The sequence below is a fragment of the Alphaproteobacteria bacterium genome, from assembly GCA_039980135.1.
Taxonomy (GTDB): Bacteria; Pseudomonadota; Alphaproteobacteria; order UBA6615; family UBA6615; genus UBA8079.
In genome coordinates, this window is record JBDXCV010000003.1 from 77,818 (window position 1) to 97,100 (window position 19,283).

Below are 19,283 nucleotides of genomic sequence, written 5' to 3' on the forward strand. Positions count from 1 at the left end.
CAAACGCGCCTAGCGATGCAGCCCGCAGATCTTGTTGCCCGAGGGATCTAGCAGGTAGGCGAGATAGACCTGACCGGCCGCCCCCTCGCGCCAGCCCGGCGGGTCCTCGACACTCGTGCCGCCGTTGGCCAGGCCGGCGGCGTGCCACGCATCCGCCTGCTCCGGGTTCTCGCATTTGAAACCGATGGTGCCACCATTCGCACCCGTCGCCGGTTTCCCGTCGATCGGCACCGAAATGGCGAATACGCCCGTGTCGGTGCGATAGAACAACCGCCCCTTGGGGTCCATCGTGCCTTCCGGCACACCCAAGGTGCCGAGCACCGCGTCATAGAATTTCTTCGCCACGGCGAGGTCATCCCCGCCGATCATGATATGTGAAAACATTGCTTCCTCCTCCGCTCACGCGCGTGAGCCATCAAGTGTCGTTGCCGGATGAAGCTAAAGCTTATTGCGCCGGCCGCCTAGCATGCGATGGAGGCCGGTCTCATATCGACCGTGACGCCGACGCGCCTAGCGTCGAACCGCCGTCGCCTCGATCTCGACCCGGCCATTCGGGATCGCCAGAAACGTGACGCCGACGGTCGAACGCGCCGGATAGGGCGCGGCCACGTAGCTCGAATAGACATCGTTCATGGCGCGCAGGTCGCCCAGATCAGTGAGGAAAATCGTCACCTTGACGATGTCGCCATGATCCAGCCCCTCAGAGGCCAGAAGGTGCCCGATATTTTCCATGATCACCCGGGTCTGTGCCGCCGCGTCCATGTCCGCCGGGATGCCGTCCACGTCCGGGTCGTAGGCCATCTGGCCGCTCAGGATGACCTGGTCCCCCACCGCCACACCGCCGGTGAGGGCCGCGCGGTCGGGTTTCTTCACGTCGGGTGATGAGACTGTTTTGCGCACTGAATTTCTCCCTGATGTCCGTGCCCGGTATCGCAACCAAGCCGGTTTTTCCCCTACCAGGTGGTTGTCCTTTTTCCGTCAGCCAATCAAACGTCTGAAATTTTCTCCCACCACAAGGTGCGTCGCTCCACCGGCTGGTCGCCGTATGCCTGCAGGGGCGGCTGCAGGATCATGAGCCCGTCCTCGAATGTCACATCGCGGATTTGCTCGGTCCCCATGCGTGCGGGATCGGAGCAGGAGTCCACCCTGGTGATGAGCGTTTTGCCGTCGAAGGTGAATGGACCCGCGTAGCAGGAGTAGTCGCGCGTCTCGCCGTCAGGTATTTCCGGCCGCGCATCCGTGATCATGGCGGACATGCGCCCGTCCGCGGTGAGAACCGCACGCCCGATGACGTTGTCACCGCCGAAAGGCGGCGCGATCTGTTCGCCATTGGCGTCAACCGCCGCGACACGAACGAGCATCCAGGTTCCGATGTGTTTGGTCACTTTCAAGATTCCCGTGTTGCCACCTCGAATACGTCGAGGCGCCCTCACGGTAGGCCGTTTCGTTTCACCGGATCAATATGGCCGGGGTTCGCGTTCAACGGGAATAAGTACATTTCGGACAGCCGCAGCAATGTTCGCAATTATCCGGTTGCGGTCCGCCCGGGGGACGCGTCATTCAACGCGCCGTCATTCGGCGCATGTCGCCTAGACCGCGGCCAGCCCGACCATTTCGGGCACCATCTCCGGGATGATAAGTTCCGCCTGCGTGGCGCCGACAACCTCATCGATGCTCACGCCCGGCGCCCGTTCCTTAAGTATCAGCCCGTCGTTGCTCGGCTCAATGACCGCCAGTTCTGTCACGATCAGACTGACCGGGCGCAGCGCGGTCAATGGCAGTTCACTCTCCTGAACGATTTTTGGCGCACCTTTCGCGGTGTGGACCATGGCCACGATGACCCGCTGTGCACCGGTCACCAGGTCCATCGCACCGCCCATGCCGGGGACCAACTTACCAGGCACCATCCAGTTGGCGAGCCGCCCCTGACCGTCAACCTGCAGCCCGCCCAAGACGGTCATGTCGAGATGACCGCCGCGGATCAGGCCGAAGGAGAATGTGCTGTCGATCGACGCCGCGCCGGGCACCGCGGTCACGAAGCTGCCGCCGGCATCGGTCAGGTTGGGGTCCTCCATCCCTTCCGGCGGCCGAGCGCCCATACCGACGACGCCGTTTTCCGATTGAAAGAACACCGACATTTCGGCGGGCAAGTAGTTGGCGACCAGACACGGCAGGCCGATCCCCAGATTTACCAGGGTTCCGGGGCGAACTTCCCTGGCGACCCGGCGGGCGATAAGTTCCTTGGCGTCCATCATGCGGCCCTTTCGAGGAGGTGGTCGACCAGCACACCCGGCGTCTTGACCGCATCCGGCGTGATCATGCCGACCGGGACGATTTCCTGGGCCTCGACAATCACGGTGTCCGCCGCCATCGCCATGACCGGGTTTAGATTTTGCGCCGTCAGCGAGTAGGACAGATTACCCACATAGTCGGCGCTTTTCGCATGAATGAGCGCGAAGTCGGCGCGCAACGGCTTTTCCAGGAGAAACGTTTCCCCGTCGATATCAACGGTTTGTTTATCGTCCTCGACCGGGGTGCCCAGGCCGGTTTTTGTCAACACGCCGCCCAGTCCGAACCCGCCGGCACGAATGCATTCGACCAATGTGCCCTGCGGCACCAGCTCGACCTCGATCTCGCGATCGATCATCTGCCGTTGCGTTTCCGGATTGAGGCCGATGTGGGACGTGATGACTTTCGCCACCTTGCGGGCGCTGATCAGCTTGCCGACGCCACGGTCGGGCCACGATGTGTCATTGCTGATGATTGTAAGCCCGGTTCGATCCGACTCGACCAGGGCGTCGATCAGCCGGAGCGGCGCACCGACCCCCATGAAGCCGCCGATCATCAGGCACGCGCCGTCGGGAACCATACCGATGAATTCGGTCAATCCAATGGCCTGTTTCATGTTGTCCCCGTCCCCGATCACCATTGAATCATCTTGTGCACAGGGCCAATTGCCGTGCAACCGTCGGGACACCGTGATGCCGGACGCCTACGACGTGCAATCGGAAGATGAGGTGCTTCGGCTTGAATGCTGAAATTGCCAACCAGCGACGTGCATTCTGCGATCAGTCAAATGGCAATATCTGGCAATGCCGAAAAAGCAATCGGCGGGTCGGTTTCCCAACCCGCCGATAAAGCGTTGGCTTCAAAAGCCTAATTTGGTGGAGCCGGACGGAATCGAACCGACGACCTCTACAATGCCATTGTAGCGCTCTCCCAACTGAGCTACGGCCCCCTCAAATACTGGTGCGTCCGGCCTTTCGACCGGGCGGCGGGAAGATACTGGACCCGCCGATCAACGCAAGTGGTTTCTCGGATCGACGCGCCTAATCGTCGTCGCTGTCCTTCTTGACCACGACCACGGGCTCGTCGTCATCATCATCATCGTCGAGATCGGGCGCGAGCGCATCATCGTCATCATCGTCGTCATCGACTTCCACGTCGCTGATCAGCGCCGCCACCTCATCATCATCGTCGTCCGACTTCGCCGCCGGCTTGGCCGCATCGTCGTTCGCCGGAGCCGGCGCATCCGGCTCGGCCGGGCGATTGCGCCGCGGGCGGAAGATCGCTTCCGGATCGAAGACCGTCTCGCAACTCGGGCAGACGATCGGAGAATTCTGCATGTCATAGAAGCGCGCGCCGCATGACAAGCATGCCCGCTTAACGCCCCATTCGGGTTTTGCCACTGGGTACCCTCCGGTGTGTGTCGGAGGCGCCGTGTGCCACGAACGACACGGCCTGTCAAAAGCAAATCCGCAACACATCGTCACTTTGTCGCAACACCGGGCCGCCAGACATGTGTCCGATCCACACCAGCTTCGTGGCCGGACAACGAAACTTGTGCTAATCGGTCGCCGCCCGGACAAGAACGAAGCCATGATCGACAACACCCCATCCACTTCCCCATCCCCCGCCGCGCCCGCCGCACCAAGACCCGCAACCGCGCGCCGTGGCGCGGCCCTCGCGGGCCGGGTGCGCGTGCCGGGCGACAAGTCGATCTCCCACCGCACGCTGATGCTCGGGGCGCTCGCCGTTGGGACGACCCGCGCGGAAGGCCTGCTCGAGGGCGAGGATGTGCTGGCCACGGCGGCGGCGCTGCGCCGCATGGGTGTCGGCATCACGCGCAACGATGATGGCGTTTGGCAGATTGACGGCGTCGGCGTCGGCGGCCTGCATCCGCCCGACGACGTGCTGGACCTGGGCAACTCCGGCACCGCGGCCCGGCTGCTTTGCGGTCTGCTGGCCGGCCATGATTTCACCGCCATCCTGACCGGCGACGATTCCCTGCGCGCCCGGCCCATGGGCAGGGTCATCGCGCCGCTCACCGAGATGGGGGTGCAGACGGCATCGCGCGACGGCGGCCGGATGCCCCTGTCGATCACGGGCACCAACGATCTCCTGCCCATCGAGTATGTGTTGCCTGTGCCGTCTGCCCAGGTGAAGTCGGCCGTCCTCCTGGCGGGGCTTCATGCACCGGGGAAGACGAGCGTTGTCGAAGCCGTGGCGACCCGGGACCACACCGAGCGGATGCTCGCCCATATGGGTGCCGAGCTGGAGATCACCGAGACCGATGCGGGCCGCCGGATCACGATCACCGGCCAGCCCGAGCTCAACCCGGCAGAGATCGGCGTCCCGGCCGACCCCAGTTCGGCCGCCTTCCCTGCCGTCGCCGCCGCGATCGTGCCGGGCTCGGATGTCTATCTGCCGGCGGTCGGCATGAACCCGGCGCGCATCGGCCTGTTCGACACGCTGGCGGAGATGGGGGCGGATATTTCCCGCGAGAACCCACGTGACGCCGGGGGCGAGCCCGTCGCCGATCTGCATGTTCGCGCGGGATCATTGAAAAGCGTCATCGTGCCGGGATCACGTGCGCCGTCAATGATCGACGAATACCCGGTACTGGCCGCGGCTGCCGCCTGCGCGGCAGGCACCACCGTGTTCGAGGGTGTCGGCGAGTTGCGGGTCAAGGAAAGCGACCGCCTGGCCGCGGTCGAGGCCGGCCTCGCCGCGTGCGGCGTGGCCGTCTGGTCGGAAGAAGACCGGCTCGTGATCCAGGGATGCGACGGCCCGCCACCCGGCGGCGGCGAGATTGCCGCCAACCTCGACCACCGGATCGCGATGAGCTTCCTCGTGCTCGGCCTGGCCACGGAAAACCCCGTCACGATCGACGATGTCCGCACCGTCGAGACCAGCTTCCCCGGTTTTATCGAGACCATGCGCGGCCTCGGCGCGGACATCGCGGAAGACAGCGCCACATGATCATCGCCATCGACGGCCCGGCCGCCGCCGGCAAGGGCACGCTGGCAAAGCGGCTCGCGGCGCATTTCGATTTCGCCTTCCTCGATACCGGCCGCCTTTACCGCGCCGTCGGCTATCTGGTTTTGGATGCGGGCGGCGACCCGTCAAACCGGGCCGATGCCGTACGCGCGGCGAAAGCGCTCGACCCGGCAAAGCTGGAATCGGTCGATCTGCACACGGAAACCGTCGCCGATGCGGCCTCCCAGGTCGCGGCGATTCCCGATGTGCGCAAGGTGCTGCTCGACTTTCAGCGGGACTTCGCCCGGACCCCCCCCGGCGGCAAGGCCGGGGCGGTTCTGGACGGGCGCGACATCGGTTCCGTTGTCTGCCCGAACGCCGATGTGAAACTCTTCGTCACGGCCCGCCCCGAAATCCGGGCGGAAAGGCGGCATAAAGAGTTGCAGGAAAAGGGCTTAGAGAGTACATATCCCGCCGTCCTGGCCGAGATAGAAGCGCGTGACGAGCGCGATCGCACTCGAGAGGTCTCCCCATTGCTGGCGGGAGACGCACGCGAGATCGATACCTCAGATAAATCGCCCGATGCCGTCTTCGAAGAGACGCGGGCCTATATCGAGGATCTGTCGACTTAACCTCGGCCGGGTTGTTTGCGTATCCAGCACCGTTTCCATGTCCGGACTGGCCGGACAGACGGGTGGGTATGAAAGACCGCCGGAACCAACCGGTTGGCATGAAAAGTATGAACCGAAAGGACGTATCGTCCCATGACCGATACCGCAGCGGCGCCTGAGAGCGCCGCCATGAGCGAGGATTTTGCCGCTCTTCTCGAAGAAAGCTTCGAAAACAATTCAAACCTCGAACGCACGGTTGTCAAAGGCACCGTTGTCTCGGTCGAGAGCGATTTTGCGCTCATCGATGTCGGCCTCAAATCCGAAGGCCGGGTGCCGCTCAAGGAATTCGCCCCGCCCGGCGCCCCCGCCGAACTCGATGTCGGCGACAAGGTCGAGGTCTATGTAGAACGCTACGAAGACGTCAACGGCGAAGTTGTCCTGTCGCGCGAGAAGGCACGCCGGGAAGAGGCCTGGGAAAAGCTCGAGGAAGCGTTCGAGCAGACCGAACGGGTCACCGGCACGATCTTCGGGCGCGTCAAGGGCGGCTTTACGGTCGATCTGTCGGGCGCCGTCGCGTTCCTGCCGGGCAGCCAGGTGGACATCCGCCCCGTGCGCGACGTCTCGCCGCTGATGGGCACCCCGCAACCCTTCATGATCCTCAAGATGGACCGGGCCCGCGGCAACATCGTCGTCTCGCGTCGCGCCGTTCTCGAAGAGACCCGCGCCGCCGAACGTACCGAGCTGGTCGCGAACCTCAAGGAAGGCCAGGTCCTCCAGGGCGTCGTCAAGAACATCACCGATTACGGCGCGTTCGTCGATCTCGGCGGTGTCGACGGCCTGCTCCATGTTACCGACATTTCGTGGCGCCGGATCAATCATCCGTCCGAAGCGCTGCAGGTCGGCCAGACCGTTCAGGTCCAGGTCGTCCGGTTCAACCCGGAAACCCAGCGTATCTCCCTCGGCATGAAGCAGCTCGAGGCGGATCCGTGGGATGATGTGGAACTGAAGTATCCGGTCAGCGCCCGTTTCACCGGCCGCGTGACCAACATCACCGACTATGGCGCCTTCGTCGAGCTGGAGCCGGGCATCGAAGGCCTGGTCCACGTCTCGGAGATGAGCTGGACGAAGAAGAACGTCCATCCGGGCAAGATCGTTTCGACGAGCCAGGAAGTCGACGTCATGGTCCTCGACGTGGACCCGCAGAAACGCCGCATTTCGCTCGGTCTCAAGCAGACCCAGGAAAATCCGTGGGACGAGTTCGCGGTCAAGTTCCCGGGCGGTACGGAGATCGACGGCGAAGTTCGCAACATCACCGAGTTCGGTCTGTTCGTCGGCCTGCCGGGCGACATCGACGGCATGGTCCATCTTTCGGACATCTCGTGGGAGAAGACCGGCGAGGAAGCGCTCGAGGACTTTACCAAGGGCGATATGGTCAAGGTCAAGATCCTCGAGGTCGACACCGACAAGGAACGCATCTCACTGGGCATCAAGCAGCTGTCCAGCGATCCGTTCGCCGAATCGCTCGGCAACATCCGCAAGGGTGAAGTCGTGACCGCCACCGTCTCGGAAGTGAATGACGGCGGCATCGAGGTCACCACCTCGGGCGGCCTGGTGGCGTTCATCCGACGCTCCGATCTCTCGCGTGACCGCTCCGAGCAGCGGCCGGACCGCTTCGCGGTCGGCGAAAAGGTCGATGCCAAGGTGACCAACATCGACGCGTCGAGCCGACGTATCTCGATGTCGATCAAGGCCAACGAGATCGCCGAAGAAAAGACGGCGATGGCGCAGTTCGGCTCGTCCGACAGCGGCGCCTCGCTGGGTGACATTCTCGGGGCGGCCATCCGCGAAAAGCAGCAGGAAACCCAGGAAATGATCGGCGACACGCCGGCGCCTGAAGCTGCGGCACCCGCGGAAGAGGAAGCGGCCGACGCGGCTGCGGCACCGGAAGCTGCGGCCGAAGAGGCCGAAGCGACCGAGGCCACGGAAGAAGAGGAAGGCGCGGCGAAGTCGTAAGGCTTCCGCGCCTGACTGGCCGCCATGTCCTACGATCCGGACGCCCTGCTTGACCGCCGCCGGCTGAAGCGCCGGCTGCGTGTCTGGCAGGCCGTCACCCTGCTGGTCGTTATCGTCGCCACCCTGGCCTATCTCCAGGCCGAAGGCGCGCTGGTGCGCGGCGAGCGGATCGTGCGCATCCATGTCGAAGGGGTGATCGTCCGCGACGGCGCCCGCAGCCGGGCGCTGGCCCGGCTGGCCGAGAGTGACGACGTGCGCGGCTTGATCGTGCATATCGACAGCCCCGGTGGCAGCGTCGTCGGCGGTGAAGATTTGTACAACGACCTGCGCGCCGTCGCGCAAGCCAAGCCGGTCGCCGCCGTGATGGGGACCGTGGCGACCTCGGCCGCGTATATGACGGCCATCGCCTCCGACCGCGTCTTCGCCCGCGAAGGCACGATCACCGGTTCGATCGGGGTGATTCTTCAAACCGCCAATGTGAGCGAACTGCTCGGGCGGATCGGCGTTGAGCCCATCACCATCAAATCGAGCGAGCTGAAAGGCGTGCCGTCACCCGTCGAACCGCTGACCCCGGAAGGCCGCGCTGCCACGCAACAGGTCGTGCTCGATCTTTATGATTTCTTCGTCGATCTGGTGATCGCACGCCGCCCGATCGATGCGGAAGACGTGCGCCTACTGGCCGATGGCCGGGTGTTCTCCGGACGCCAGGCCGTCGATAACAATCTGATCGATGCGATCGGCGGCGAGGCGGCGGCAATCGGCTGGATGGTCCGCGAACGCGATCTTCCCGACGGACTGCCGGTGGAAACCGTGCGGACCGGTAGAGACGAAGACGGTTTCCTGGAGAAAATCTCCGGGCTTGCAGGAAAATCGTTGTTTTCCAATGCATTAACACTTGACGGTCTGGTTTCGCTTTGGCAACCTTCGGCCCGCTGACGTGAATTGAACGGCGGCTGAGCCTTCGGGGGAAGGCGAATATTCGGGACTGGCGATTCCCGGGGGGAACAGAATGACCAAGTCGGAATTGATACAGCGCCTGGCCGAGCGCAACCCGCACCTGCTGCAACGCGACGCGGAACGTATCGTGGCAACAATTCTCGAAGAGATCACCGCCGCACTCGCGCGCGGCGATCGGGTGGAATTACGCGGTTTCGGTGCGTTTTCCGTCAAGCAACGGGCCGCCAGAACCGGCCGGAATCCGCGTACCGGTGCGGCCGTGGACGTGGACGCCAAGGTCGTTCCCTATTTCAAGACCGGCAAGGAATTGCGCGAACGCCTCAACGGCGAGTAACCGGCGCGAAAGATGTTGGCCGGAAACGCGGCCTTCAACATTCATTCACATGACGAATGGGGTAAAGTCGGCCATATCGATTGGCACGGGTTCTCGTCATGCCCGGTCAACGCCAATGTTTCAAACAACCGGCTCGAACTCATGACCGACCATAGGGATACATTGTGAACCGCTTGCGCTGGCTGATAACCATTCCGGTCGCGATCATCGTGGTCGTCCTCGCCGTCAACAATCGGGGCGACGCCAGTCTCAATCTCTGGCCTCTCGATCTGATCATCACATGGCCGCTGTTCGCGTTCGTGTTCATCGGGGCCGGGGCGGGATTCGTCCTCGGCGCAGCGCTGATGTGGATCACCTCTGCCCCAACCCGCAGACGTGCGCGCGAACGGGCGAGCAGAATTCGCGAACTCGAACGCGCGGCAGCCGATAGCGAGCGCGCGAGCGTGCCCGCGCCCGTCGGCCAGCTGCCGGCGCAGACGGACTAGTCCGGACTTGCAGACCATCGACCCGGCAACCGTCGACGCGTTGCTTGATGCCCCGAGTCTGGTGGCGGCGCTGCATGCGGCATTCCGGGACGGGGCCGTCACGCCGGTCCGCCATCACCACAACATTCCCATGGGCACCCGCGACGACGCGACCCTGCTGCTCATGCCGGCATGGGACAACGAGGCACCCCCGCGTCACATCGGGGTCAAGACCGTCACCGTCCACCCGGACAATCCGACCCGGAGCCCGGCGGCCCCGCAACCCTCCGTACAGGGCGCCTATCTTCTGCTGGACGGGCAAACCGGCGCCCCGCGCGCGCTCATCGACGGCCCCGCCCTGACCGCGCGACGCACCGCCGCGGCATCCGCGCTGGCCTCACGATTTCTGTCGCGACCGGATTCGCACCGCCTCGTCATGATCGGGACGGGTCGACTCGCGCCGGACCTGATCCTGGCCCATTGCGCCGAGCGCCCGATCGACCAGGTCCTCGTTTGGGGACGCGACACGGACAAGGCGGCGGGTCTCGCGCGCCGGATGTCCGGTCATGGTTTCGCGGTCGCCGCCTGCGACGATCTGGAGGGTGCAATCACCAACGCCGATATCGTGAGCTGTGCGACCACCTCACGAACGCCGGTGTTCCGGGGCGAATGGCTGTCTCCCGGCACCCATGTCGATCTGGTCGGCGGCTTTCGCCCCGACATGCGCGAGGCCGACGACACCGCGATCATGCGGGCGCGGATTTTTGTCGATACCCGCGCGGGTGCGATGGCCGAGGCCGGGGATATCACGCAACCCCTGGCCGCCGAGATGATCGCGGCGGATGACATCCTCGCGGAGTTCTCCGAATTGTGCCGGGACGAACATGTCGGGAGGGCGTCGGTCGGCGAGATCACGCTGTTCAAATCCGTCGGAACAGCGCTCGAGGACCTCGCGGCTGCGGAACTTCTAATCGACCGGCTGGCGCCATGAGCATCGACGCGGCCCATATCCATGAATGGCTTAGCCGACAGGCCCTGCCGCTCTGGTCCCATGCCGGATTCGATGACGCGGCCGGCGGCTTCGTCGAGTGCCTGACCCTCGACGGCAAACCCCTCATCGATCAGGCCAAACGAATGCGCGTCCAGGCCCGGCAGATCTATGTGTACAGCCACGCCCACCTGCTCGGCTGGACCCCGCCTGCCGGCGGCCCGAGCGCGATCGATGTGGCCCGCGGCGGCTTCGAATTCCTCACCCGCCACTACTGGCGCAGAGACGGCGGTGGCTTCATCTTCTCCGCCGCCTGTGACGGCAGCCCGGCCGATACCCGGATCGAGGCCTATGAGCAGGCCTTCGCGCTATTCGCATTCGCCTGGTACCACCGCGCAAGCGCCGATTCCGAAGCGTTGGCCTGGGCCACACGCACCCTCGACTATCTCGACGAAAGCCTTGCCGACCCCATCCATGGCGGATATTTCGAGAACCCGGCGCACGACCTACCGCGCCGCCAGAACCCCCACATGCATCTGCTGGAAGCGTTGCTGGCACTACACGGGGCCACCGCCGACACGGCCTATCTCGACCGTGCGCGTCTTATCATCGAGCTGTTCCGGACCCGTTTCGTCGACCCGGCGACCGGCACCCTGGGCGAATTCTTCGAGACCGACTGGTCGCCCGCGCCCGGCACGGCGGGCCAGATCACCGAACCCGGACATCATTTCGAATGGGTTTGGCTACTGCGGCGCTACTCCGAAGCAAGCGGCGAGAGTACGCGCACAGAGGCAGACGCGCTGTACGCGTTCGCCATGGCCCATGGCTGCGACCATGCGCCGGGGGCCGCCCAGGGCCTGGCGTTTGATTCGGTCCTGCGCAGCGGCACGGATGCGCGGCTCGGTCACGGCACGCCGCTCGACGACAACAAGCGCCTGTGGGTCCAGACCGAGGCCATCAAGGCGCAGCTGGCGCGGCTCGAGGACGGCGCCGATCCCGACGCCGCGGCGCATCTCGAAATGCTGCTGGCGCGACTGTTCGGGCTATATCTCGCGATCGGACACGGCAACTGGCAGGACCATCTGGACGCCGGCGGCGGCGCAATCGCCGAAACCGCACCCGCATCGAGCTTCTACCACCTGTTTCTGTGCCTCACCGAGGTGTTGCGTGTGCGTGACCGGCGAACGGACCTCTGCTAGAAGCTGCGCTGTCATGACAAATCTTCCGCAATTGCCGGCAAATCCCGTGTTCGCGTCCCTCGACACAACCGATCTGGAACAGGCCGTCGCATGGGCCGAGATGCTGCGCGGGCATGTCGGCGGGGTGAAGGCGGGGCTCGAGTTCTTCTCGGCCAACGGGGCCGAAGGGGTGCGGCGGATCATCGATCTGGGCCAGCCTTTCTTTCTCGACCTCAAATTCCACGACATTCCCAATACGGTGGCCGGAGCGGTGCGCGCCGTCGCCGGTCTTGGGGCCGCGATCGTCAACGTCCATGCCGCGGGCGGCCCCGCGATGCTGGCGGCCGCGCGCGAGGCGGCCGAGCAGGCCGGCGGCGCGCAACGGCCGCTGGTGATCGCCGTCACCGTGCTGACAAGCCTCGATGATTCGGACCTGGTGGCGGTTGGCCAGTCCGTTCCGGCCCGCGATCAGGTTGTGCGCCTGGCACAGCTCGCCCAGTCCGAGGGGCTTGACGGGGTGGTGTGTTCCCCGGCCGAGATCACCGCCATTCGCGCCGCCTGCGGGCCCGCATTCAAGTTGATCGTGCCGGGCATTCGCCCCACCTGGGCCGCGACCGGCGACCAGAAGCGGTTCACCACGCCCGCCCAGGCGCGCGACGACGGCGCCGACGTGCTGGTCATCGGCCGCCCGATCACCCGTGCCGACGATCCCGCCGCCGCGGCCGCACGGATCGCCGGCGAGCTGGGGCTGGCGGAATGAGCGTGACCGCCAAGATTTGCGGCATCAATGACGAGACTGCAATGCGCACGGCCATCGAGGCCGGCGCCCGGTTTGTCGGACTGGTCTTCTATCCGCCGAGCCCGCGCGCGCTCGATCCCGACACGGCCGCAACGCTGGCGGCACTCGTTCCCGACGGGGTGACCCGGGTCGGGCTGTTCGTCGACCCCGACGACACTCTGCTCGAAAAGGTACTGGCCAGAGTGCCCCTCGACCTGGTTCAGCTGCATGGGGACGAAAGCCCCGAGCGCTGCCGCGAAATACGCCAGGGCACAGGCCTGCCTGTCATGAAGGTGATCAAAGTCGCGAATGCCGCCGACATCGAGAGCGCCCACGCCTATACCGGCGCGGTCGACTGGCTGATGTTCGACGCCAAGGCGCCGAAGGAAATGACAAATGCCCTGCCCGGCGGCAACGCGCTGGCCTTCGACTGGACCCTGTTGTCGGCCCATCAATGGCCCGTGCCCTGGATGCTCGCGGGCGGGCTCAGCGCCGACAACATAACCGAGGCCGTGCGTGCGTCGGGCGCCGCCATCGTCGATGTCTCTTCGGGCGTGGAGGTCGCCCCGGGCCGCAAGGACCCGGACCGGATCAGGACGTTTCTCGAGGAGGTGGGAAGCCTGTGACGGGTTTCCTGTTGAGCATGCCAACAACGATGTATAAGCAGCCACGATGAGCGCGGAACCCAACAGCTACCAGAACGGCCCCGACGAACACGGGCATTTCGGCATCTTCGGCGGCCGGTTCGTTGCCGAAACGCTGATGCCGCTGATTCTCGAGGTCGAGCAGGCCTATGCGGCCGCCAAGGCCGATCCGGGCTTTCAGGCCGAGCTGGACGAGTATCTGGCCCACTATGTGGGCCGGCCGAGCCCGCTGTATTTCGCCGAGCGTATCACCGAGCATTTCGGCGGCGCGAAGATCTATTTCAAGCGCGACGAGCTGAACCACACAGGCGCCCACAAGATCAACAATTGCATGGGCCAGATCCTGCTCGCCCGGCGCATGGGCAAGAAGCGGATCATCGCCGAGACCGGTGCGGGCCAGCATGGGGTTGCGACGGCGACCGTCTGCGCGCGCTTCGGCCTGGAGTGCGTGGTCTATATGGGCGCCACCGACATCGAGCGCCAGGCGCCGAATGTGTTCCGCATGAAGCTGCTGGGCGCCGAGGTCATTCCGGTCACCAGCGGCACCGCGACCCTCAAGGACGCGATGAACGACGCGCTGCGCGACTGGGTGGCGAATGTCGATGATACCTATTATCTGATCGGCACGGTCGCCGGCCCACACCCCTATCCGGCGATGGTGCGGGATTTCCAGAAAATCATCGGTGAAGAGACCAGGGCACAGATGCAGGCCGCGGAAGGCCGTCTGCCGGATTCCCTCGTTGCCTGCATCGGCGGCGGCTCGAATGCGATGGGCCTGTTCTACCCTTTCCTCGACGACACGGATGTCCGCATCATCGGCGTCGAGGCGGCCGGCCACGGCATCGAGACCGGCGAACATGCCGCGTCATTGACCGGCGGACGCCCGGGTGTGCTGCACGGCAACCGGACCTTCCTGCTGCAGGACGACGACGGCCAGATTCTCGACGCCCACTCGATCTCCGCCGGGCTCGATTATCCCGGCATCGGACCGGAACATGCCTGGCTGCATGAACTGGGCCGGGTCGAATATGTCTCCGTCACCGACCAGGAGGCCCTCGACGCCTTCCAGCTATGTTCGCGCCTGGAAGGCATCATTCCCGCACTCGAGCCGTCCCATGCGCTGGCCCATGTGGGCAAGATCGCCGCCGATCTGCCCGCCGACCACCTGATGGTCATGAACATGTGCGGGCGCGGCGACAAGGACGTGTTCACCATCGCCGACGCACTCGGAGTCGAGCTGTGAACCGGGGCGAGACCAGCGGCCGCATCGAGGCGCGGTTCGAGAAGCTCGCGGGCGAAGGCCGCGCGGCGTTTGTTCCGTTCATCATGGCCGCAGACCCCGACCTCGAGACCAGCTTCGATATCCTCCAGGGGCTGCCCGCAGCGGGGGCGGACCTGATCGAGCTGGGTGTGATGTATTCCGACCCCATGGCCGACGGGCCGGCGATCCAGGCGGCGGGCCTGCGCGCCAAGGCCGGCGGCGCACGCCTCGACCGGACATTGGACATGGTCCGGCGCTTCCGCACCGGGGACGCCGGCGACAACGACACCCCGATCATCCTGATGGGCTACTACAACCCCATATATATCTACGGCGTCGACAGATTCCTCGCCGACGCGCGTGAGGCCGGTGTCGACGGGCTGATCGTGGTCGACCTGCCGCCCGAGGAAGATGTCGAGCTGTGTCTCCCGGCGCTGGCCACGGGCATGCATTTCATCCGCCTTGCGACCCCCACAACCAACGACGCGCGGCTGCCCGCCGTGATCGCGAACACCTCGGGCTTCGTCTACTACGTCGCGATTGCCGGTATCACGGGCACGAAATCGGCCGATGCGGCGGAGATTCAGGCCTCGGTCGAGCGCTTGAAGCGCCATACGGATCTGCCGGTCGCCGTGGGGTTTGGCATCAAAACCCCGGATCAGGCCGCCGCGGTCGCGGCGATTGCCGACGCCGCCGTTGTCGGATCGGCCATCGTACAAATGGTCGCGGACAATCTGGATTCAAACGGCAAGGCAAAACCGGAACTGGTGACCAACGTGCTCGAACTCACCCGATCCCTTGCGGAGGGTGTGCGCGGCGCAGCCCGCAAGGCGGCGCAATGACCACGCAAGCGGGGGTCCGATGAGCTGGTTGAACGAATTCGTCCGCCCGAAGATTCGCGCGCTTGTCGGAAAGAAGGACGTCCCGGACAATCTCTGGCACAAATGCCCATCCTGCGAGCAGATGCTGTTCCACCGCGAACTCAGCGACAATCTGCATGTCTGCCATGCCTGCGGACATCATCTCCGTCTCGCCGCCAAGACCCGCATGAGCTTCCTGTTCGACGACGGGGAATTCACCCGGGTCGAATTCCAGGCCGTTACACCCGACCCGCTGAAGTTCCGGGACAGCCGCCGCTACGCCGACCGCCTGAAGGATGCGCAGAACAAGTCCGGCGAGAAAGAGGCGATCGTCATCGGCCATGGCACGATCGGCGGCCAACGCGCCGTCATCGCCGCCTTTGATTTCGGCTTCATGGGCGGTTCCATGGGCCAGGCCGTCGGCGAAGGTTTGCTGACGGCCGCGCGTGAAGCCATCGCCCAGGACGCGGCATTGATCGCCATCCCCGCATCGGGCGGCGCGCGGATGCAGGAAGGCATGCTCAGCCTGATCCAGATGCCGCGTACCGTGCTGGCGGTCGAACAGGTGCGCGAGGCCGGCCTGCCCTACATCGTCATCCTCACGGACCCGACCACGGGCGGCGTATCCGCATCCTTCGCGATGCTCGGAGACATCCAGATCGCCGAGCCCGGTGCCACCATCGGCTTCGCCGGCAAGCGCGTCATCAAGGACACAATCCGCGAAGAACTGCCCGAAGGCTTCCAGACGGCGGAATCCCTGCGCGAGCACGGGATGGTCGACATGGTCGTGCCGCGCGGCGAAATGCAGGCCACGATTGCACAGGTTCTGAACCTGCTGCGCGAGGGCCGCGGCGCTGCGGACGGTGACGCGTCGGGCGGCGAGCCGGCTCCCATCGCCCTGACCGCCCCGGCGCCCGGCGACAAACCTGCTGCCGCCAGTCCGGCAGATGGTGACTAGCGCCACCGACGCCGCCGAGAGCGACGCGCGCGCGATTGCCGCAATCCTCGCGCGCTTCGTCAAATACCATCCCGACCGCATCGACCTGTCCCTCGACCGGATGCACCGGCTGCTGTCGGATTTGGGCAACCCCCACGACAATCTGCCGCCAGCCATCCATATCGCCGGCACCAACGGCAAGGGCTCGACAACCGCGTTCCTCGACGCCGCCCTGACGGCCGCCGGCCTGCGAGTCAGCGCCTACACCTCGCCGCAACTCGTGCGCTACGCCGAACGCTACCGGATCGCCGGAGAGATCATCTCCGATGCGGATTTGAGGGCGCTGTTCGAGGAAATCGACGAGCGCAACGCCGGTCGGCCCATCACCGAATTCGAGATCACCACCGCCGCGGCCTTCCTCGCCATGGCACGCAAACAAGCCGATATTATCCTTCTCGAAACCGGGCTGGGCGGGCGCTTCGACGCCACGAACGTGGTCTCGCAACCCGCCGCGACCATCATTACCCCGGTCGGCTATGACCATATGGAGTTCCTCGGCGACACCCTGGCCGCGATCGCGGGCGAGAAGGCCGCCATCCAGAAACCCGATGTGCCTTCCATTGTGGCCCCCCAGGCCCCCGAGGCCGCGGCGGTCATTCATGCGTTCGCGGAGGCCGTCGGAGCGCCGCTGTATCGCGCCGGTCTTGAATGGCAACTGCAGGCCATGGCGGATGGCGGTGGACGCTACATCCGCGGTGAGAAACAGTGGCACCTGCCCCGGCCCGGCCTGCCGGGACGCCACCAACTCGACAATGCCGCGCTTGCCGCCGCCTGCCTCGATGTATGCGGGTTCCCCGGCATCGACCAGGGCGCCATAAAGACGGGCATCGCCCGGGCGCGCTGGCCGGGCCGGATGCAGCGGCTCACCTCGGGTCCGCTCGTCAGATCGATGCCGACAGGCAGCGAGATCTGGCTCGACGCGGCACACAACCCGATGGGCGCCGCTGCCCTGGCAGACGCTCTGGACGAACTCCAGGCGCATGACCCACGCCCGCAGCATCTGGTTTTCGCCATGCTGGAAGACAAGGATGTCGTCGAATTCCTGGCGCCTTTCACCCCACGCATCGTCGGCGCCACCGCTGTCCCCATCGACGATGATCCTCGCGCCATGTCGGTGCGTGAACTGGTCGCCGCAGCGGAAAGCGCGGGTGTGATCGTGCAGTCCGCCCCGAGCGTCGCGGATGCCTTGTCCCGGATCCCCCGCAGCCCCACACCGGCGCGCGTCCTCGTCACGGGGTCTCATCTCCTGGTCGGTGCGGCATTGCGCGCGAACAGCTGATACCGGGTGGACCGGATGTTGGACCGGATGCGGGGCCGGCAGTATTGTGACAGACGGATCACGAACGCGGATCTACCGTCAGGAGCGCCAGGCGCATGACCACACCGATGCTTGAAGACATGCTCGAACGGGGCGACCGCGCGCCGAATTTCTTCCTGCCCGATCAGCGCGACATCGTCATCAACCTGAACGACAAGGCGCGCGGCGGGCCGCTTTTCGTCCTGCTTTACCCGACGCAGAAAGATCCCGGCGCGCTGGGTGAACTGCAGGCGATGTTCAAGGCCGCGCCCGCCATGCTGGAGGCCGGTGCACATCTGTTCGCGATCAGCGCCGATCCGATGCCGCTGGTGCAGAAGATCGCGGGGGAAATCAATCCGGGGTTTTTCCTGTTGTCCGACGCCGACAAGAAGGTCGCGACCCGTTTCGGGGCCCGTGGAAAACTGGTCGGGTTTGTCTTCGGCCCCGACCAGAAATGCCGCACCGTCCTGCGGCCCGGCGACACGCCGATCGCCGAACGGGCGGCGGCCGAGATCGCCGCCATGGATGCCCCGGTCCCGACCCCGGCGCAACTGCACCCGCCAATCCTGGTTATCCCCGAAGTGTTCTCGCCATCCTTTTGCCAATGGCTGATCGAACAGTTCGAGACGCGGGGCAATGAGCCTTCCGGCACATTGCGCATGGAAGAGGGCAAGATGGTCCACATCACCGACGGTGAGACCAAGCGGCGGCGCGATCATCACGTGGTCGACAAGGATCTGCTCGAGGCAATCGGCAGCCGGATCGAGCGCCGTGTGCTTCCGGAGATTAGGAATGCCTTCCATAGCGACATTCGGTTCGTCGAGGAGTTCAAGATCGTTCGCTACGATGCCGATGTCGGCGGGTTTTTCCGGCCCCATCGCGACAACACCACGCTCGGCACCGCCCATCGCCGCTTCGCGATGACCCTCAACCTCAACACCGAGGATCATGAGGGCGGCGAACTGCGGTTCCCGGAATATGGTCAGGCCAGCTATCGACCGGCAACCGGCGAAGCGGCGATCTTCTCGTGCAACCTGCTGCACGAGGCAACCGACGTGACCAGCGGCCAGCGCTACACCCTGCTGTCTTTCATGTATGACGAGAGCGGTCGTCAGTTCCTGGAACGCTACCGCGACAAGGGACAGGCCAGCTAGATTCCGGCGACGGTTCCGCCCGCGCGGCCAAAGAAAAACCCCGCCAACGGGGCGGGGTTTTTGATCTCGTATCCGAGGCCTCTAGAGAACGGACTCGACCCAGTCGTAAATCTGGCTTTTCGGCAGGCTGCCGACCTTCATCGAGGCCACCTGGCCGTCCTTGAAGAGCAGCAATGTCGGAATGCCGCGGACACCGTATTTCGACGGGGTCATCGGATTGTCGTCGATGTTCAACTTCGCAACGACGACATCGCCATCCTTGTCGTTGGCGAGCTCTTCCAGAGTCGGGCCGATCTGCTTGCAGGGGCCGCACCATTCAGCCCAGAAATCAACCAGAACAGGCTTGTCCGACTGCAGAACGTCGGCTTCGAAGGAATCGTCCGTGATTTGTTTGGAGGGCATGCTCAATCCTTTTTCAGCAGTCCGGGCGCGCCCGCGCCTCGGTATGACTTTGGTTGGCCATGAAACTAGGTTCACTTGGTTGCGTC

General features: G+C 64.9%; 22 protein-coding genes and 1 tRNA gene. 15 read left to right on the plus strand and 8 right to left on the minus strand.

Features of this window, described 5'->3' with window-relative positions; translation table 11 throughout:
- Positions 1 to 9: 9 nt before the first annotated feature.
- The 7 genes from ABJ363_02265 to ABJ363_02295 form a co-directional block, all read right to left on the minus strand.
- Positions 10 to 384, minus strand: a complete 375-nt coding sequence (locus ABJ363_02265) for a VOC family protein (protein ID MEP4377798.1) — start codon at positions 382 to 384, stop codon at positions 10 to 12.
- A 126-nt stretch (positions 385 to 510) separates the two neighbouring features.
- Positions 511 to 900, minus strand: a complete 390-nt coding sequence (locus tag ABJ363_02270) for a Rid family hydrolase (GenBank protein MEP4377799.1) — start codon at positions 898 to 900, stop codon at positions 511 to 513.
- 86 nt (positions 901 to 986) lie between these two features.
- Positions 987 to 1,385, minus strand: coding sequence for a lipocalin-like domain-containing protein (locus ABJ363_02275; GenBank protein ID MEP4377800.1), 399 nt, complete (start codon positions 1,383 to 1,385; stop codon positions 987 to 989).
- A 204-nt stretch (positions 1,386 to 1,589) separates the two neighbouring features.
- The gene (locus ABJ363_02280; protein ID MEP4377801.1) at positions 1,590 to 2,252 is read right to left on the minus strand and encodes a 3-oxoacid CoA-transferase subunit B; all 663 of its coding nucleotides are present in this window, start codon (positions 2,250 to 2,252) and stop codon (positions 1,590 to 1,592) included.
- Entirely contained in the window at positions 2,252 to 2,905 is a 654-nt protein-coding gene (locus tag ABJ363_02285; GenBank protein MEP4377802.1) for a 3-oxoacid CoA-transferase subunit A, read from the minus strand. The genes ABJ363_02280 and ABJ363_02285 overlap by 1 nt, the downstream gene beginning before the upstream one ends.
- A gap of 257 nt (positions 2,906 to 3,162) precedes the next feature.
- Positions 3,163 to 3,238: transfer RNA gene (locus tag ABJ363_02290), tRNA-Ala, on the minus strand.
- A 91-nt stretch (positions 3,239 to 3,329) separates the two neighbouring features.
- Positions 3,330 to 3,689, minus strand: coding sequence for a TIGR02300 family protein (locus ABJ363_02295; GenBank protein MEP4377803.1), 360 nt, complete (start codon positions 3,687 to 3,689; stop codon positions 3,330 to 3,332).
- Between the two features lie 190 nt (positions 3,690 to 3,879).
- On the opposite strand from ABJ363_02295, the gene aroA reads away from it, so the two are divergent.
- The 15 genes from aroA (at position 3,880) to ABJ363_02370 (ending at position 18,795) form a co-directional block, all read left to right on the plus strand.
- The gene (gene aroA / locus ABJ363_02300; GenBank protein MEP4377804.1) at positions 3,880 to 5,262 is read left to right on the plus strand and encodes a 3-phosphoshikimate 1-carboxyvinyltransferase; all 1,383 of its coding nucleotides are present in this window, start codon (positions 3,880 to 3,882) and stop codon (positions 5,260 to 5,262) included.
- Positions 5,259 to 5,891 carry a (d)CMP kinase gene (gene cmk, locus ABJ363_02305; GenBank protein MEP4377805.1) on the plus strand — a complete coding sequence of 211 codons (633 nt, stop codon included), beginning with the start codon at positions 5,259 to 5,261 and terminating at the stop codon, positions 5,889 to 5,891. The genes aroA and cmk overlap by 4 nt, the downstream gene beginning before the upstream one ends.
- A gap of 132 nt (positions 5,892 to 6,023) precedes the next feature.
- Positions 6,024 to 7,883, plus strand: a complete 1,860-nt coding sequence (gene rpsA / locus ABJ363_02310) for a 30S ribosomal protein S1 (GenBank protein MEP4377806.1) — start codon at positions 6,024 to 6,026, stop codon at positions 7,881 to 7,883.
- A gap of 24 nt (positions 7,884 to 7,907) precedes the next feature.
- Positions 7,908 to 8,819 carry a signal peptide peptidase SppA gene (sppA, locus tag ABJ363_02315; protein MEP4377807.1) on the plus strand — a complete coding sequence of 304 codons (912 nt, stop codon included), beginning with the start codon at positions 7,908 to 7,910 and terminating at the stop codon, positions 8,817 to 8,819.
- A gap of 73 nt (positions 8,820 to 8,892) precedes the next feature.
- A complete protein-coding gene (gene ihfB / locus ABJ363_02320) occupies positions 8,893 to 9,174 on the plus strand; it encodes an integration host factor subunit beta (GenBank protein MEP4377808.1) in 282 nt (93 codons plus the stop codon).
- A gap of 164 nt (positions 9,175 to 9,338) precedes the next feature.
- Complete coding sequence (locus tag ABJ363_02325) at positions 9,339 to 9,659, plus strand: lipopolysaccharide assembly protein LapA domain-containing protein (GenBank protein ID MEP4377809.1); 321 nt, start codon at positions 9,339 to 9,341, stop codon at positions 9,657 to 9,659.
- A 7-nt stretch (positions 9,660 to 9,666) separates the two neighbouring features.
- On the plus strand, positions 9,667 to 10,629 hold the full coding sequence (locus ABJ363_02330; GenBank protein ID MEP4377810.1) for an ornithine cyclodeaminase family protein: 963 nt from the start codon (positions 9,667 to 9,669) through the stop codon (positions 10,627 to 10,629).
- Positions 10,626 to 11,825: an AGE family epimerase/isomerase gene (locus ABJ363_02335; protein MEP4377811.1), complete on the plus strand. Its 1,200-nt coding sequence runs from the start codon at positions 10,626 to 10,628 to the stop codon at positions 11,823 to 11,825. Before ABJ363_02330 ends, ABJ363_02335 begins: the two co-directional genes overlap by 4 nt.
- Positions 11,826 to 11,838: 13 nt before the next feature.
- Positions 11,839 to 12,564: an orotidine-5'-phosphate decarboxylase gene (gene pyrF / locus ABJ363_02340; GenBank protein ID MEP4377812.1), complete on the plus strand. Its 726-nt coding sequence runs from the start codon at positions 11,839 to 11,841 to the stop codon at positions 12,562 to 12,564.
- Positions 12,561 to 13,208 (plus strand): phosphoribosylanthranilate isomerase, encoded by a 648-nt coding sequence (locus ABJ363_02345; GenBank protein ID MEP4377813.1) that lies wholly within the window; start codon positions 12,561 to 12,563, stop codon positions 13,206 to 13,208. The genes pyrF and ABJ363_02345 overlap by 4 nt, the downstream gene beginning before the upstream one ends.
- 46 nt (positions 13,209 to 13,254) lie before the next feature.
- Positions 13,255 to 14,469 (plus strand): tryptophan synthase subunit beta, encoded by a 1,215-nt coding sequence (trpB, locus tag ABJ363_02350; GenBank protein ID MEP4377814.1) that lies wholly within the window; start codon positions 13,255 to 13,257, stop codon positions 14,467 to 14,469.
- Complete coding sequence (trpA, locus tag ABJ363_02355; protein MEP4377815.1) at positions 14,466 to 15,329, plus strand: tryptophan synthase subunit alpha; 864 nt, start codon at positions 14,466 to 14,468, stop codon at positions 15,327 to 15,329. Before trpB ends, trpA begins: the two co-directional genes overlap by 4 nt.
- Positions 15,330 to 15,348: 19 nt before the next feature.
- Complete coding sequence (accD, locus tag ABJ363_02360) at positions 15,349 to 16,305, plus strand: acetyl-CoA carboxylase, carboxyltransferase subunit beta (protein MEP4377816.1); 957 nt, start codon at positions 15,349 to 15,351, stop codon at positions 16,303 to 16,305.
- Positions 16,298 to 17,623 carry a folylpolyglutamate synthase/dihydrofolate synthase family protein gene (locus ABJ363_02365; GenBank protein ID MEP4377817.1) on the plus strand — a complete coding sequence of 442 codons (1,326 nt, stop codon included), beginning with the start codon at positions 16,298 to 16,300 and terminating at the stop codon, positions 17,621 to 17,623. The genes accD and ABJ363_02365 overlap by 8 nt, the downstream gene beginning before the upstream one ends.
- Before the next feature lie 95 nt (positions 17,624 to 17,718).
- A complete protein-coding gene (locus ABJ363_02370; protein ID MEP4377818.1) occupies positions 17,719 to 18,795 on the plus strand; it encodes a 2OG-Fe(II) oxygenase in 1,077 nt (358 codons plus the stop codon).
- 81 nt (positions 18,796 to 18,876) lie between these two features.
- On the opposite strand, the gene trxA is transcribed toward ABJ363_02370, so the two are convergent.
- Positions 18,877 to 19,197, minus strand: a complete 321-nt coding sequence (gene trxA / locus ABJ363_02375) for a thioredoxin TrxA (protein MEP4377819.1) — start codon at positions 19,195 to 19,197, stop codon at positions 18,877 to 18,879.
- Positions 19,198 to 19,283: the final 86 nt, after the last annotated feature.